This window comes from Streptomyces sp. NRRL S-118 (genome assembly GCF_000716335.1).
Taxonomy (GTDB): Bacteria; Actinomycetota; Actinomycetes; order Streptomycetales; family Streptomycetaceae; genus Streptomyces.
The window spans coordinates 49,453-63,441 of record NZ_KL591020.1; the positions used below are offsets into that span (position 1 = coordinate 49,453).

General features: G+C 73.3%; 13 protein-coding genes. 5 read left to right on the forward strand and 8 right to left on the reverse strand.

The window, feature by feature from the left end; all coding sequences use genetic code 11:
• Positions 1-308: 308 nt before the first annotated feature.
• Together IH00_RS0127305 and IH00_RS0127310 are read right to left on the reverse strand one after the other, a co-directional pair.
• Complete coding sequence (locus IH00_RS0127305) at positions 309-1,934, reverse strand: amidohydrolase (protein ID WP_031078150.1); 1,626 nt, start codon at positions 1,932-1,934, stop codon at positions 309-311.
• A gap of 22 nt (positions 1,935-1,956) precedes the next feature.
• Complete coding sequence (locus tag IH00_RS0127310) at positions 1,957-2,397, reverse strand: Lrp/AsnC family transcriptional regulator (protein WP_031078151.1); 441 nt, start codon at positions 2,395-2,397, stop codon at positions 1,957-1,959.
• Positions 2,398-2,601: 204 nt separating this feature from the next.
• Here IH00_RS0127310 and IH00_RS0127315 point away from each other — a divergent pair, with 204 nt between their 5' ends.
• Together IH00_RS0127315 and IH00_RS37740 are read left to right on the forward strand one after the other, a co-directional pair.
• On the forward strand, positions 2,602-2,985 hold the full coding sequence (locus IH00_RS0127315; protein ID WP_031078152.1) for a hypothetical protein: 384 nt from the start codon (positions 2,602-2,604) through the stop codon (positions 2,983-2,985).
• Between the two features lie 525 nt (positions 2,986-3,510).
• Positions 3,511-3,762: a hypothetical protein gene (locus IH00_RS37740; protein ID WP_234334981.1), complete on the forward strand. Its 252-nt coding sequence runs from the start codon at positions 3,511-3,513 to the stop codon at positions 3,760-3,762.
• Between the two features lie 13 nt (positions 3,763-3,775).
• On the opposite strand, the gene IH00_RS0127325 is transcribed toward IH00_RS37740, so the two are convergent.
• Entirely contained in the window at positions 3,776-4,345 is a 570-nt protein-coding gene (locus IH00_RS0127325; RefSeq protein ID WP_031078155.1) for a PadR family transcriptional regulator, read from the reverse strand.
• Between the two features lie 118 nt (positions 4,346-4,463).
• Between IH00_RS0127325 and IH00_RS0127330 the strand changes: the two genes are divergently transcribed.
• Positions 4,464-4,937: a nuclear transport factor 2 family protein gene (locus IH00_RS0127330; protein WP_052411676.1), complete on the forward strand. Its 474-nt coding sequence runs from the start codon at positions 4,464-4,466 to the stop codon at positions 4,935-4,937.
• Between the two features lie 106 nt (positions 4,938-5,043).
• Here the strand turns inward: IH00_RS0127330 and IH00_RS0127335 are convergent, their stop codons facing one another.
• The 3 genes from IH00_RS0127335 to IH00_RS0127345 all read right to left on the reverse strand — a co-directional run bounded on the left by IH00_RS0127335 (position 5,044) and on the right by IH00_RS0127345 (position 8,083).
• A complete protein-coding gene (locus IH00_RS0127335) occupies positions 5,044-6,216 on the reverse strand; it encodes an acyl-CoA dehydrogenase family protein (RefSeq protein WP_031078160.1) in 1,173 nt (390 codons plus the stop codon).
• 208 nt (positions 6,217-6,424) lie between these two features.
• Positions 6,425-6,565 (reverse strand): SCO1431 family membrane protein, encoded by a 141-nt coding sequence (locus tag IH00_RS42085; RefSeq protein WP_107064527.1) that lies wholly within the window; start codon positions 6,563-6,565, stop codon positions 6,425-6,427.
• A gap of 129 nt (positions 6,566-6,694) precedes the next feature.
• Entirely contained in the window at positions 6,695-8,083 is a 1,389-nt protein-coding gene (locus tag IH00_RS0127345) for a peptidase C39 family protein (protein WP_031078162.1), read from the reverse strand.
• A gap of 223 nt (positions 8,084-8,306) precedes the next feature.
• Between IH00_RS0127345 and IH00_RS0127350 the strand changes: the two genes are divergently transcribed.
• Positions 8,307-8,942, forward strand: a complete 636-nt coding sequence (locus tag IH00_RS0127350) for a uridine kinase family protein (protein ID WP_031078164.1) — start codon at positions 8,307-8,309, stop codon at positions 8,940-8,942.
• A gap of 419 nt (positions 8,943-9,361) precedes the next feature.
• Positions 9,362-11,284: an AAA family ATPase gene (locus tag IH00_RS0127355; RefSeq protein ID WP_031078167.1), complete on the forward strand. Its 1,923-nt coding sequence runs from the start codon at positions 9,362-9,364 to the stop codon at positions 11,282-11,284.
• Here IH00_RS0127355 and IH00_RS0127360 read toward each other — a convergent pair.
• Together IH00_RS0127360 and IH00_RS0127365 are read right to left on the reverse strand one after the other, a co-directional pair.
• Positions 11,278-12,450: a hemolysin family protein gene (locus IH00_RS0127360; RefSeq protein WP_031078169.1), complete on the reverse strand. Its 1,173-nt coding sequence runs from the start codon at positions 12,448-12,450 to the stop codon at positions 11,278-11,280. The genes IH00_RS0127355 and IH00_RS0127360 overlap by 7 nt on opposite strands.
• Positions 12,447-13,799, reverse strand: coding sequence for a hemolysin family protein (locus tag IH00_RS0127365; RefSeq protein ID WP_031078171.1), 1,353 nt, complete (start codon positions 13,797-13,799; stop codon positions 12,447-12,449). The genes IH00_RS0127360 and IH00_RS0127365 overlap by 4 nt, the downstream gene beginning before the upstream one ends.
• Between the last annotated feature and the right edge of the window lie 190 nt (positions 13,800-13,989).

Here is a 13,989-nt window from a genome sequence, read left to right on the forward strand (position 1 = left end):
GCAGGGGGGACCCCCATCCGGAAAAACCTTCCCTCGTCCCCGAGGCGCGGACGCTGAACCTGGCTCCGGTGGTGGTGCGCCGGTGCGGCACACCACCCCCCATGACCCAGCGGCGTTCGACGATTGCGGGGAGGCCGACCGGTCGGACGTCCTGTGGTGGACTCGGCCGAACCTACCGGCCGTCGACCGTTCGCTGTCAACACCCGTTCGACCTGCGGTGTTTGATCGAACGACCAGGTCAGCGACGAAGATCCGCAGGTCGTGGACGACCCGGGGCACCGGTGGCCGGTGTACCAATTGTCCCCATGTCACTCGTTCGGTCGCACATGGACGGTCCGCCCGCCGACGACCGTGCGCAGGCAGACGGGGAGGTCACGGCCGGGGGTGAGGTCGGGCAGACCGGGCGTCCCCGAGCGCGGGTCCGTGGACCAGCGGGCGACCCGGTCGTCGGGCGCCTGGACGACGAGTTCACCGGTGCGCCAGACCGCGTAGTCGGCGGGTGCACCGGGCACGAGGATGCCCGCGTCGTCGCGGCCCGTCGCCCGCCAGCCGCCCCGCGTGTGGGCGGTGAACGCGGCCCGCACGGAGATCCGGTGCTCGGGGGTGCGGTGGAAGGCGGCGGCGCGCACGGTGCCCCACGGGTCCAGCGGTGTCACCGGGCTGTCGGAGCCGAAGGCCAGGGGCACCCCGGCGCGCAGGAGCGCCGCGTACGGATTGAGGGTGCGCGCCCGCTCGGCGCCGAGGCGCCGGGCGTACATCCCGTCCTCACCGCCCCAGGCCGCGTCGAAGGCGGGCTGCACGGAGGCGGTGAGCCCGAACTCGGCGAAGGCGGCGATGGTCTCGGGGGTGAGCATCTCGGCGTGTTCGACACGGTGGCGCGCGGCCCGCACCCGGGCCAGGCCCACGGCCTCGGCGGCCCGGCGCACGCCCTCGACGACCGCGCCGACGGCCGCGTCACCGATGGCGTGGAAGCCCGCCTGGAGTCCGGCCTCGGTGCAGGCGGTGACATGGGCCGCGACGGCGGCCGCGTCGAGGTGCGCGGTGCCGGTGTGGCCGGCGTCGGCGTACGGCTCGTGGAGGCAGGCGGTGTGGGAGCCGAGGGAACCGTCGGCGAAGAGGTCGCCCGCCGCGCCGACGGCGCCGAGTTCGCGGATCCGCCGGGCGTCCTTCTCGCCGCTCACGGCCTCGGCCCAGTAGCCGACGACGCGCGGGCCGGGCTCCTGGGCGGCGAGGGCCAGCAGCGCGGCGAAGTCCGCCTCGTCCGAGATCTCGGGGCCGGCGCACTCGTGGACGGTGCCGATGCCGAGCGAGGCGGCGTGGCGCAGCGCCGCGCGCTGCGCCTCGGCGCGCTGGCCGGGGGTGACGGCGGCGTGCGCGGCGGCGCGGACGGCGTGATGGGCGGCGGCGGTGAGCGGCTGGTCCGGGTGGTAACCGGTCAGGCCGGTGATCCCGGGGACGCGGTCGAGGAGGGCACTGGTCACGACGGCGGAGTGGACATCGATGCGGGGCAGGTAGAGCGGGCGCCCCCCGGTGGCTTCGTCGAGTTCCGCACGCGTCGGGGGGCGCTGCTCAGGCCAGCGCGTGGCGTCCCAGCCGTGCCCGAGGAGGACCTGGTCGCCGGGGCGCGCGGCACTGTGCGCGCGGACGAGTTCCAGGGCCTCGGCGAGGGTGCGCGCGCCGGACAGGTCGAGGCCGGTGAGGGCGAGCCCGGTGGCGGTGGTGTGCACGTGCGCGTCGGTGAAGGCGGGGGTCACCAGGGCGCCTTCGAGGTCGATCACCTCGTCCACACCGGAGGCGAAGGCGTCGGCCGCGCCCTCGGAACCCACCCAGGCGACATGGCCCCGCTCGACGACCATCGCGGTGGCGAAGGGGTCGGCGGGGCTGTGGACGTCTCCACCGCGCAGGAGCACGGTGCGGTGTGCGGTCTCGGTCATGGTGACCAGCCTAGATACGCGCTCACACGCGCGGCGGGCGGGCCTCGTACGGAGTGGAGAGGACGACCGTCGTACGGGTGGAGACGCCTGACTGGGAGCGGATCCGGGTGAGCAGGTGCTCCAGTTCCAGCGGAGTGGCGACGCGCACCTTGAGGATGTAGTTCTCGTCGCCGGCGACGCTGTGGCAGGCCTCGATCTCGGAGATGTCGGCGAGCCGTTCCGCGATGTCGTCGGGGGCGCTGGGGTCGAAGGGTTTGACCGAGATGAACGCCGTGAGCGGCAGGCCGACCGCTTCGGGGTCGACGACTGCGGCGTAGCCGCGGATGACTCCGCGCTGCTCCAGACGGCGTACGCGCTGATGCACCGCCGAGGTGGACAGGCCGGTGGCCTTGCCCAGGTCGGTGTAGCTCATGCGCCCGTCCTTGACGAGCAACTCGACGATCTGACGATCCAGCTCCTCCATGCGGTCAACCTATTGCCCCGGACGCCCCGCGGCACAGTCGGCGGCGCCCCGGAGGGGCACCCGCGAGCGCCATGTGACGAATGCCACAGGTTTGCGGACGCGGTCGCCCGTGACCGGATGGTTATCCGGGAGGACGGAAGGGAATTGGTTGCTGTGGTCGAGGCCGCATGAGCCTGGTCGGCCCACCCGAGGGGGAGATTCTCCATGCAGGAGCCTGTTGATTCGGTCGAGACGGACGAGCTCGACGCCTATGACACTTTCGAGATGTTCCGGGTCATCTGCCCGGACTGCGCACAACCGATCGCGCTGCTCGCGGACGAGGAGGTCCTGCCGGAGCACGCGCTGTGCCCCACGCCGTGGAACCCGTTCGTACTGTCGGTGTGTTCCGGCACGGGGCGGCCGGCCTCGGAGGCGCGTCCCGCCGACGAGTCGCTGGACGTCCAGGAGCAGGACACCGGACTGCTGTTGACGCTCCCCCAGGGGCTCGACTGGCGGACGCAGCCGTTCTCGCACGTGGGCGGCCCCGGGTCGCGTCCGATCAAGGTGCCGCGCAGGGCGCAGGTGCCGCGGATGCGGCGCGCCGCCTGACGTCCTCGCGGCGGCCACCCGGTCCCGGGTACCGACCTCCTGCACCATCGCCCGGAGCGCGGCGTGGTGCAGGATCGGGCCGTCCGGGTCGCCTCCCGGCCCCGCTCCCGCCGCAGTGGGCCCGCCGGGCGTCGACGCGGCGGCGCAGCGGGGCCAGCGGGCTCCCGCCGCTCGAGCTCCCGCCGCTCGCGGCCGGACCCGGTCAGCGGTGAGCGGCAGTCCGTCGACATCCCGGCCGCGGCGTCCGTTGGGCGTCACCAGGAACTGACGCTACGTCAGTCATCGCCGCGGAGACCGGACACGGGCCATCCGGCGAGCACGCCGGTGGGCGGCCCCGGCACCTTCCCGGCCCCGGCGCCTTCCCGGTCAGGAAGCCTGTGCCGGCCGGCCTGACGCCGGCAGGGACGCGGGCGCGGAGCCACGGACAAGATCCGCGGGCGGCCGCGGAGTTGGCGAGCGGGAGGCGAACCGGCGCCCGAGTACGGCCGGGGGTGACCAGCCGGGACCGCCGCGCGTTTGCATTGCATGAGCTCGCTGTACTCGACGCACCTCACGAGCGGCTACGGCGTCGGCCACCTGTTGATGCCGTCGGAAGAATCGGTTCCGCACCCCGCCGCGGATCCGCCCATCTACCGCGCCCTCCTGCGGCACTGGGCCGGCAGCGGTCGCACCGTCCCGGGCCGGCGCGACCAGGAGTGGGCCCGGCTCACCGCGACACCGGCGTGGACCCCGCTCGGCGTTCCGGATGCGCGCGAGCCACGGGATCCCAGGGGATGACGCCCGCCGCCGGTCACCGCCGCGCGCGGGCCCGCTGCCGCTCCCGCAGGACCGCCGCGCTGCGTTCGCACCATTCCTGATTGCCCTGTTCGAAGGCGAGGCCGCGCAGGCAGGTCAGATACGGGCCGATGCGCTCGCCCTCACGGAGGAACTCCTCCTCGCTGCGGTCCCCGCGGAGCGTGCGCAGGAGCGAGCCGAACAGTTCTACCTTGGCGCGGGCGAAGGCGGCCCGCTCCATCAGCTCCGCGATGACCTCATCGGCGCCGACACGGTCCGAAGCCTGGACCTTGACCAGCAGGTCGTCGCGGATGAAGGAGGGCTTGGCCGAGGCGGCGGCGAACCGGTCCAGCTCGGCGACGCCGGCTTCGGTGACCCGGAACAGGCGCTTGTTGGGCCGGGTGTCCTGGACCACTTCACGGCCTTCGACGAGCCCGTCCGCCTCCAGCCTGGCCAGCTCCGCGTACAGCTGCTGGGGAAGGGCGTGCCAGAAGTTGGCCACGCCCAGATCGAAGGCCTTGGCCAACTGGTAGCCGCTCAGTTCGCCGTCCAGCAGCGCCGCGAGCACGGCGTGACGCAGCGCCATCGGATGCCCTCCCGCCCGTCTCCGTACCGTCCGGCCCTCTATGCGCCGGGACCCGCCCCATGATACTCAAGGACCGGACTAGTCAGATTATTGACTATGAGAGCACCGAGGAGACGCCATGGCATCCGCACACACCTTCCGCGCCGCCGTCGAAGCGCGCGACCTCGCCGCCCTGGAGGACCTGTTCACCGACGACATCCGCCTCTACAGCCCGGTGAAGTTCACGCCCTTCGAGGGCAAGCGCATGGTGCTCGGGCTCTTCGGCGTGCTGCTGCGCACCTTCGAGGGCTTCCACTACATCGGGCAGTTCGACGGCACGGCCCGGACCAGCACCGACGGAACGGAGGCGCCGTCGGAGATCCTGCTGTTCCGGGCCACCGTGGACGGCAAGGAGATCCACGGCATCGACATGCTGCAGTTCGACGCGGACGGACGGATCAAGGAGTTCACCGTGATGGTGCGCCCCCAGTCCGCCGTCCAGGCCCTGGGCCGGGCCGTCCTCGAGGGGCTGGTCGCCGACGGGCTCGTACCGCGCCCGCCCGCGACCACCGACGACCGCCTCGCCGAACAGGGCCGTGTCCGGACCTCTTGATCCGCTACGAGCCGCACGGCCCGGGGCCACCTGCACGACCGCCCCGGCGGCCCCGGCCTGGACGGTCGGGGCCGCCGGGGCGGCGCGGCGGAAGGGCACGGGGGCGTCAGCGGGACTCGGGGCCGACGACCTGCCGGGCGATGACCATGCGCTGGATCTGGTTGGTGCCCTCGACGATCTGCAGCACCTTCGCCTCACGCATGTAGCGCTCGACCGGGAAGTCCGCGGTGTAGCCGTAGCCGCCGAGCACCTGGACCGCGTCCGTGGTGACCTTCATCGCGGCGTCCGTGCAGAACAGCTTGGCCATGGCCGCCTCCCGCGAGAAGGGGCGTCCCGCGTCGCGCAGCCGGGCGGCGGCGAGGTACAGCGAGCGGCCCGCCTCGATCTGCGTGGCCATGTCCGCGAGCATGAACCGCAGTCCCTGGAAGTCCGCGATGGGGCGTCCGAACTGCCGCCGCTGCGTGGCGTACTCCACGGCCTCGTCCAGCGCGGCCTGCGCGACGCCGATGGCGCACGCGGCGATGCCCAGGCGGCCGGAGTCCAGGGCGGACAGGGCGATCGCGAAGCCCTGCCCCTCGTCACCGATGCGCCGCGCGTCGGGGACGCGCACGCCGTCGAAGTGGAGCTGGGCGGTGGGCGAGCCCTTCATGCCCATCTTCTTCTCCGGCGCGGCGGCGGACAGGCCCTCGGCGTCGCCCGGCACCAGGAAGGCGGTGATGCCGCGGGGGCCCTCGACGCCCGTTCGGGCCAGGACGGTGCAGAAGTCGGCGACGCCGCCGTGGGTGATCCACGCCTTGGTGCCGCTGATGACCCAGTCGTCGCCGTCGCGGACGGCCTTGGTGCGCAGCGACGCCGCGTCGGAGCCGGAGGACGGCTCGGACAGGCAGTACGCGCCGAGCAGGCCGCCGCCGAGCATGGCGGGCAGGTGCTCGCTCCGCTGCTCCTTGGTCCCGTAGGAGGCGAGGGCATGACAGGACAGGGAGTGGACGCTCACGCCGAGGCCGACGGTGAGGCGGGCGGCGGCGAGCTCCTCCAGCACCTGGAGGTAGACCTCGTACGGCTGGTCACCGCCGCCGAAGCCGGAGTCGTAGGGCAGGCCGAGCAGTCCCGACTCGGACAGCAGCGTGAAGACCTCGCGCGGGAAGTGGCCGGCGTCCTCCTCCTCCGCCGCCCGGGGAGCGATCTCCCGCTGGACGATGTCGCGCACCAGGGCGATCAGATCCCTGGACTCCTCGGTGGGCAGCTGGCGTTCCACCGGCTGCCGGGCGCGGTCGGACATTAGGGCGCTCTCCTCCCTGTCGGGCGCTGCGACGGACGCGCGCGACTAGGGTGGGCGGCGCCGCCGATCTCACTGCCACACCGATGCTGCCCTTCCGGATCACGGAAACGAGCTGGCCAGCGGCTGTGGCGCGTTGAGTATGCCCGATCAGCGGGCTCCCGTCACGGGGTGGAAGGGAGCGCTCCGCCGGGGCGGCGGAGCGAGGGGGTCACATGAGGCCGGCGCGGGTGACGAGCATGGCGAACAGGACGACGAGCACCCAGCCCAGGATGTGCTCCAGCAGCTGGGGGCCGTCGTCCTTCGGGCCTCCGGTACGGACGCGGGGGGCGGCAGCGGCGGCAGTGGTCATGGCGTCTCGCTCTGCGTGTGAGTGGGGTGGTCCGGCCGGGGATGTCCCCCGTCGCCAGACCACAGTGCCAGCGAGGGCGGCAATGGGGGTAGAGACGTTCATCACGCCCTCGCTGCCGGGCACATGGGATCAGCGGACGCCGACCGCCTCCAAGGCCTTGCGCTGTGCGGCCGTGGGGCGGGCCGGCCAGTACAGGTAGCAGACGCCCCCTGTGCCGGAGACCACTTTCCCGGAGGCGTTGTGGCGCTTCGTCCGCAGCCAGATGTTCTCCCACTCGCGGCGCCGGTAGACGCGCCGCACGGCCTCGTTCGTGGGTGACGCCGGGTCGTTGGCGATCACGTCCCCGTCCTGTGTGAACCCGATGACGGTCATCAGGTGGCCCGCCGTGCCGTAGCCCGCGCCCGTCAGCTCCTTCTCCAGGAACGACTGGGACGTGATCGCCGGGATCCCGGCGCGGATCAGCGCCTCCAGTTCGGTCAGGGAGCGCAGCCGGGTGACGACGGCGTTCAGGTCGTCGTACGTGGCGGCGTAGGCGGCGTTGAAGGACCAGTTGCCGCACCCCTCGTACTGGTGGTCGTAGGTGTGGCGGGCCGCGTGGCAGACCTGAGGGTCGGCGAAGGCCGGGTTCACCCAGGCGAGCTCGGCCGCGGTCGGCCGGCGGCCCCAGTACTCGATGATCATCTGGGACGAGGTCGGGCTGCACCACGCCTCGCCTCCGTTGGCGTACTCCGGGTACTGCCCGATGTGGGTGTGCTGCGAGTAGCGCGGGACGACCAGCTCGCGGGCGGGTCCCGGCTCGGAGGCGGGCACCGTGAAGCGGTCCGGGACGTCGGACGCCATCGCGCCGAGCCGCCACACCCTCGGGGTCAGCCGGCTGCCGGGTGTGCGGTGGAGGGTGAGCCGCAGCCGGTACGAGACGACGCGCAGCCCGCTCGCGGCGTCGCCGACGGCGAGGGTGTCGGTCCAGACCGCGCTGCGGCCGTCGCTCTGGCCGTCGACGGAGGTCCGCCGGATGTCGCCGTCGCCGGCCGCCCAGCGCCCCATCACGAACCAGGGGGTGTCGGTGCCGTCCGCGTACCGCCCGCTCAGCTCCACGGTGATCCAGGTGCCGGACGGGGTGTCGGCGTTCCAGGAGGCGATGAGCTCGGTGGCCGGGACGGACGGGGTGTGGCGGGGGGAGGTCCAGGTCGCGTACTCCCAGGTGGCGGTGCGTCCCGTGTGCGGATCGGTGTAGTCGGTACGCCCGGCCGGGTCGGTGATCACCAGAGCGGGCCGCAGGTCGGCGACGGGCGACGTGCCGGCGTGCGTGCCGGAGCGCCAGTCCGTGTACGAGGTCCAGGAGCGGTTGTCGATGCCGCCGGCCGCCCGCGGCTCGCCCTGCGGAGCAGGAGCGGCGGCGCCGGTGGCCGGAGCCCCGGGCACGGGGACCGCGGAGGCCGGGGCAGCGGAGGCCGCGGCGCCCCCCGCGACGGCCAGCGCCGCCGCGAGCACCGCCCTGCGCGGCGCGGCCGGCGGCAGCGACGAAGGCCCGGCGGAGGCGGAAGCGGAGGAAGGGAGGGAGGGGGACGGGGAAGGGGACTCGGTCATGGCGGAATGACCCCCAGACGGGTGTACGGACGGGGCGACGAGCGCACGACGGGTGCGCCCACTATCCCGTTCCGGACCGTGCCCGGCCAGCAACCGCGCGTCGCGTCGCGCCACCAATATTGGTCTCCACCTGTGGCTTTGTAGAGTGGGCGGCGTGGAGCCCCTCGACTTCGACCGCCTCGCCGCCGGCCTGCACGCGCTGCCGCCCTCCTGCGGACCGGTGCGCCTCGTCGCCGTGGACGGCCACGCCGGCTCCGGCAAGTCCACGTTCGCGGATCGCCTGGCGGCCGCGCTCGGCGGCGCACCCGTGCTCCACCTGGACGACCTCGCCACCCACGAGGAACTGTTCGCGTGGACCGAGCGGCTGCGGACGCAGGTACTCGATCGGCTGATACGCGGCCACGCGGCGCAGTTTCACCCGTACGACTGGACCCTGCGCCGCTTCGGCCCGCCCCGGCCCCTTGCCCCGGCCCCGGTCGTCGTGATCGAAGGCGTGGGCGCCGGCCGCCGCGCCCTGCGGCCGCACCTCGCGCGACTGCTGTGGATGGACCGGGAGGCCGAGGAGTCCTGGGCGCGGGGCCGGCGCAGGGACGGGCCGGCGCAGGCCGCCTTCTGGGACGGATGGACGGTGGCGGAGACCCGCCATTTCGCGGCGGACCCCTCCCGGCCCTACGCCGACACCCTGGTACGGGAGTGTCCGGAGGGGTACGAGTGGCTGCCAGGACCTGCAGGGACAGCACGTCCCAACCGAATCATCACGGACAGTGACCGACTTTCGCCGCCGTACTAGCCAGTCGGAAATCAGCCTCCCAGACTGCCTCAACTTCGCTTGACCGACGGGGCGCACAGGTCTTACGTTCTCAATGTGCGGCTTTCCGGAGCCGCCGCAGACGCGAAGCCCCCGGTTGTTCCCCCGTGATCGGGGGCTTCGTTCTGCCCTTCACCCCCTCCTCCCCCGCCGCCCGAGTGGCTGACGCTCACCGTCGGTCACTGCCGGCCCGCAGCAGGTGGCGGCGTCCGGGCGCCTTCGGTGGTCCCTTTTGCGCCCTTCGATGCGCACGCCCTGCACCGGTACGATGCCTCTCGGTACACCTCGGTGCACCTCGGTGCGGTCAAATCCCGTTCACGAGAGGGCGATTGGGCAGGCTTCCGGCGGGCGGGCGGCGCCCGGCGGGAACAGGGACGAGGGCACGGCTTGTGGGGGACCCGATGAACTTCGGCACGCAGGGCGGCGTACTCGCTCCTGCCGACCTCGCCTGGCTGCGCGGCGTGGACGCCTACACCATGGGCGCGTATCCGCAGGCCGAGGAGGAATTCCGCACCGCGGTGCGGATCGATCCCGGGATGGCGGACGCCTGGCTCGGGCTGCACGCGCTGCGGGTCGACACGACCACGGCGCTGCTGCGGATGTACCGCAACAGAGTCAGGTTCGGCGAACAGCGCGCCCGCCACCGGCGCACGCTCAACTCCTGGTACTGGCTGGGCTGGTGGGTGCAGCCGGTGCTCGAGAGCCCGCGCGATCTGCTGCTCGCGCACGCCTCGCACTGGCTGGACGGCCGCCATGTGCCCGAGCTGGACCGGGCGCTCGCGGGGCTCCCGCCCGTCGACACCGACCCCCAGGTGCGGTTCCTGCACGCCTGCCGGGCCTACCTGGTCAAGGACTGGGACCAGCTCGTACGCCACACCGAGCCGCTCGTCGACGACCCGCTGCTGGGCATCGAGGCCGGGCTGTTCGGCGGCATGGCACGGGTCCGGCTGGAGATGTACGGGCAGGCCGAGCCGCTGCTGTCCGCGGCGCTGATGCGCTGCCGCAGCGAGCAGCCGCAGCGCAAGGAGTTGCGCTACTGGCTGGCACGTGCGCACGAGGGCACGGGCCGCACCGCCGCCGCCCTCCCCCTCTACCGGGCCGTGCACCGGGTGGACCCGGCTTTCATGGACACCGCGGCGCGGCTGGCGGCGATCGCCGAGTACGACGGGTTCGACGGCGCCGAGGAGGCGGCGGCCGGTCTGGCCGCGGTGTCGCTGGCGGGTGTCGGGCAGGACACCGCGGACGGCGGCCGTGAGGCCGGGGACCTGCCGGACGGCCCCGAGGCGCCGCCCGGCGACGGCCTGCGGCTCGGTGGCGACCCGCAGTCCCCGCCGGTTACGACGGCACCGCCCGCGCCGTCGTACGGCGTGCGGGAGAAGACGGCGGGACCGGGCCGGCCGGGGATCCCCCCGTTCCCCGCGAGCCCGACCGATCCGGAGCTGCTGGGCCAGGCGCTGGCGGAGCTGGAGCGGATGGTGGGCCTGGAGCCGGTGAAGCGCCAGGTGAAGGCGTTGTCGGCGCAGCTGGAGATGGCGCGGCTGCGGGCGGCGCAGGGGCTCCCGGTGCAACCGCCGAAACGTCACTTTGTCTTCTCCGGTCCCTCGGGTACCGGGAAGACCACGGTGGCCCGGATCCTGGGCCGCGTCTTCTACGCGCTCGGGCTCCTCGGCGGCGACCACCTGGTGGAGGCGCAACGCGCCGACCTGGTCGGCGAGTTCCTCGGCCAGACGGCGGTGAAGGCCAATGAGCTGATCGACTCGGCACTCGGCGGGGTGCTCTTCGTCGACGAGGCGTACTCGCTGTCCAACTCGGGTTACAGCAAGGGGGACGCGTACGGCGACGAGGCGCTGCAGGTGCTGCTCAAGCGCGCGGAGGACAACCGCGACCACCTGGTGGTGATCCTCGCCGGGTATCCCGAGGGCATGGACCGGCTGCTCGCCGCCAACCCCGGGCTGTCGTCCCGGTTCACCACGCGCGTGGACTTCCCCTCGTACCGGCCGCCGGAGCTCACGGCGATCGGCGAGGTGCTGGCGGCGGCGAACGGCGACGTGTGGGACGAGGAGGCGCTGGAGGAGCTCCGCTCGATCAGCCGTCACGTGGTGGAGCAGGCCTGGATCGACGAACTGGGCAACGGCCGGTTCCTGCGGACGCTGTACGAGAAGTCGTGCGCCTACCGCGATCTGCGGCTCTCCGTCTGTGCCGGTACGCCGACCCGTGACGACCTGGCCACGCTGCGGCTGCCCGATCTGATGCAGGCGTACGGGGAAGTGCTGTCGGGCCGCGGTCCGATGGACCGCGGCCCGCAGGAACCGCCGGGTTACTGACCGGCGAGCACTCCTTCGGCCTGCGCCGAGCCGGATCCGGCCGGCGGCGCCGAGCCCGTCGCGGCGGCCGGAGCCGCCGCGAGCCGCGTGGACGGGCGGCATTCCGCGCCGGTCACCGGCAGCAGGGGCACGGCCGTGCGGTGGGCGGGGTCGCGCACCTCACCGACCAGCATCTCCAGCACGTCCTCCAGCGCCACCAGCCCCAGCACCCGCCCGGACGCGTCCGCGACCTGGGCCAGGTGCGTCGCCGCCCGGCGCATCACGGTGAGCGCGTCGTCGAGCGGCAGCTCGGCCCGCAGGGTGGCCATGGGCCGCCACACGTGCTGCGGCACGGCCTTGCCCGGGTCCTCCAGGTCCAGCACGTCCTTGACGTGCACGAAGCCCATGAAGACCCCGGTCCCGCCCTCCGCGCGCACCGGGAACCGGGAGTAGCCGGTGCGGACGGTGAGCTCCTCGATCTCGGCGGGGGTGACCGACGGGGTGACCGTCACGAGCGACGCACGGGGGATGAGGACGTCGGAGACCGGGCGGCTGCCCAGCTCCAGGGCGTCCTCCAGCCGCTCCTGCTCGGCCGGGCCGAGCAGTCCGGCCTGCCGGGAGTCCTCCACGAGCCGGCCGAGTTCGGTGCTGGTGAAGACCGCCTCGACCTCGTCCTTGGGCTCGACCCCGAACGCCTTCAGCACCAGCCGGGAGCAGGCCCCGAGCGCCGCCGTCACGGGCCGGCACAGCCGCGCGAAGCCGACCAGGGCGGGGCTCAGCCACAGCGCGGTCCGCTCCGGCGCCGCCATGGCCAGGTTCTTCGGGAGCATCTCGCCGATGACGAGGTGGAGGAAGACGACCACCGCGAGGGCGATGACGTAACCGAGGGGGTGGATGAGCCCCTCCGGCAGGTGCACGGCGTGGAAGACGGGTTCCAGCAGGTGTGCCACCGTCGGTTCGGCGACGGCGCCGAGGGTCAGCGAGCAGACGGTGATGCCGAACTGCGCGGCGGCCATCATCTGCGGCAGGTTCTCCAGGCCGTACAGCACCTGGCGGGCGCGCTTGGAAGCGGCCGCGAGCGGCTCGATCTGGCTGCGGCGCACGGACACGAGGGCGAACTCGGCGCCCACGAAGAAGCCGTTCCCCAGGACCAGGAGGACGGCGAAGAGGAGTTGCAGCACGCTCATCGGGCGGCCTCCGCCAGATCCGGGACGCCGGCGGCGGCACCGGCGGTACGGACGAGCCGGACACGCTCGGCGCGGTAGCGGTCGACCTGGCGCACGGACAGGCGCCAGCCCGGGAGCTCGGCGCGGTCGCCGGGGGCCGGGATGCGGCCGAGCAGATCGGCGACGAGCCCGGCGACGGTCTCGTACGGCCCGTCGGGGACGTCGAGACCTATCCGCTTCAGGGTGTGGACGCGGCAGCTGCCGTCGGCCTCCCAGGCCGGGTGGCCGTCCTCGGCGGCGACGGCGGCCAGCTCGGGCAGCTCGTCGTCCTCGTCGTCGTGCTCGTCACGGACCTCGCCGACGAGCTCCTCGACGATGTCCTCCAGCGTGACCACACCGGCGGTGCCGCCGTACTCGTCCACGACGACGGCTATCGGCTGCTCGCTGCGCAGCCGCTCCAGCAGTGCCTGGACGGGCAGCGTCTCGGGCACGAGGAGCGGCGGCAGGGCGACGTCGGCCACCGGGGTGCGCAGCCGCTCGGCCGCGGGCACGGCGAGCGCGTCCTTGAGGTGGACCATGCCGATGATCTCGTCGATGCGGTCGCGGTAGACCGGGAATCGCGACAGGCCGGTGGCCCGGGTGAGGTTGAGGACGTCCGCGGCCGTGGCGTCGGACTGCAGGGCGCTGACCTTCACGCGCGGGGTCATCAGGTGCTGTGCGGTGAGCCCGCCGAGGGCGAGGGTGCGGACGAAGAGGTCCGCCGTGTCCTGTTCCAGGGCGCCGGCCCGCGCCGAGTGCCGGGCGAGCGAGACCAGCTCGCCGGGGGTGCGGGCGGAGGCGAGCTCCTCGGTGGGTTCGACGCCCAGCAGCCGGACGAGCCGGTTGGCGACGGCGTTGAGCAGCGCGATCACCGGCCGGAAGACGGTCGAGAAGACGTGCTGCGGGCCGGCGACGAACCGCGCCACCTGCAGGGGGCGGGAGACCGCCCAGTTCTTCGGGACGAGCTCACCGATCACCATCTGCACGGCGGAGGCGCCGAGCATGCCGATGAGGACGGCGACGCCGGAGACGGCCCCTTCGGGCAGTCCGGTCGCGGTCAGCGGCCCGTCGAGCAGCTGGGCGAGCGCGGGCTCGGCCAGCATGCCGACGACGAGGGAGGTGAGGGTGATGCCGAGCTGGGTGCCGGAGAGCTGGAACGACAGTTCCCGCAGCGCCCTGACGACGGTACGGGCCCGCCGGTCGCCCTCGGCGGCGGCGCGCTCGGCGTCCGCGCGCTCCACGGTGACCAGGCCGAACTCGGCGGCCACGAAGAAGCCGTTGGCGAGGATCAGCAGGAATGCCGCGGCGAGCAGCAGAAGGGGGATGATCATGCCGCCGCCTCGTGGGAAGGGGCGGCGCAGGTACTACCGGACGATCCGTCCATTGCTGGAGGGAATCACTCCTCGGGTCGCAGGTGCCCCGCCGGCGAAGGTGGTGCTGCCGTGTGCGCGAGGCGGTGGCGCGCTCGGCGCCACCGCCACAAGAGTAATCACGCGCGGGGCCGGTGGGGCAGGGGGCTTG

Bases quoted from the DNA above. Each gene is read 5' to 3' on its own strand.
- IH00_RS0127305 (WP_031078150.1), bottom strand. From the start codon at position 1,934: ATGACCGAGACCGCACACCGCACCGTGCTCCTGCGCGGTGGAGACGTC.
- IH00_RS0127310 (WP_031078151.1), bottom strand. From the start codon at position 2,397: ATGGAGGAGCTGGATCGTCAGATCGTCGAGTTGCTCGTCAAGGACGGG.
- IH00_RS0127315 (WP_031078152.1), top strand. From the start codon at position 2,602: ATGCAGGAGCCTGTTGATTCGGTCGAGACGGACGAGCTCGACGCCTAT.
- IH00_RS37740 (WP_234334981.1), top strand. From the start codon at position 3,511: ATGAGCTCGCTGTACTCGACGCACCTCACGAGCGGCTACGGCGTCGGC.
- IH00_RS0127325 (WP_031078155.1), bottom strand. From the start codon at position 4,345: ATGGCGCTGCGTCACGCCGTGCTCGCGGCGCTGCTGGACGGCGAACTG.
- IH00_RS0127330 (WP_052411676.1), top strand. From the start codon at position 4,464: ATGGCATCCGCACACACCTTCCGCGCCGCCGTCGAAGCGCGCGACCTC.
- IH00_RS0127335 (WP_031078160.1), bottom strand. From the start codon at position 6,216: ATGTCCGACCGCGCCCGGCAGCCGGTGGAACGCCAGCTGCCCACCGAG.
- IH00_RS42085 (WP_107064527.1), bottom strand. From the start codon at position 6,565: ATGACCACTGCCGCCGCTGCCGCCCCCCGCGTCCGTACCGGAGGCCCG.
- IH00_RS0127355 (WP_031078167.1), top strand. From the start codon at position 9,362: ATGAACTTCGGCACGCAGGGCGGCGTACTCGCTCCTGCCGACCTCGCC.
- IH00_RS0127360 (WP_031078169.1), bottom strand. From the start codon at position 12,450: ATGAGCGTGCTGCAACTCCTCTTCGCCGTCCTCCTGGTCCTGGGGAAC.
- IH00_RS0127365 (WP_031078171.1), bottom strand. From the start codon at position 13,799: ATGATCATCCCCCTTCTGCTGCTCGCCGCGGCATTCCTGCTGATCCTC.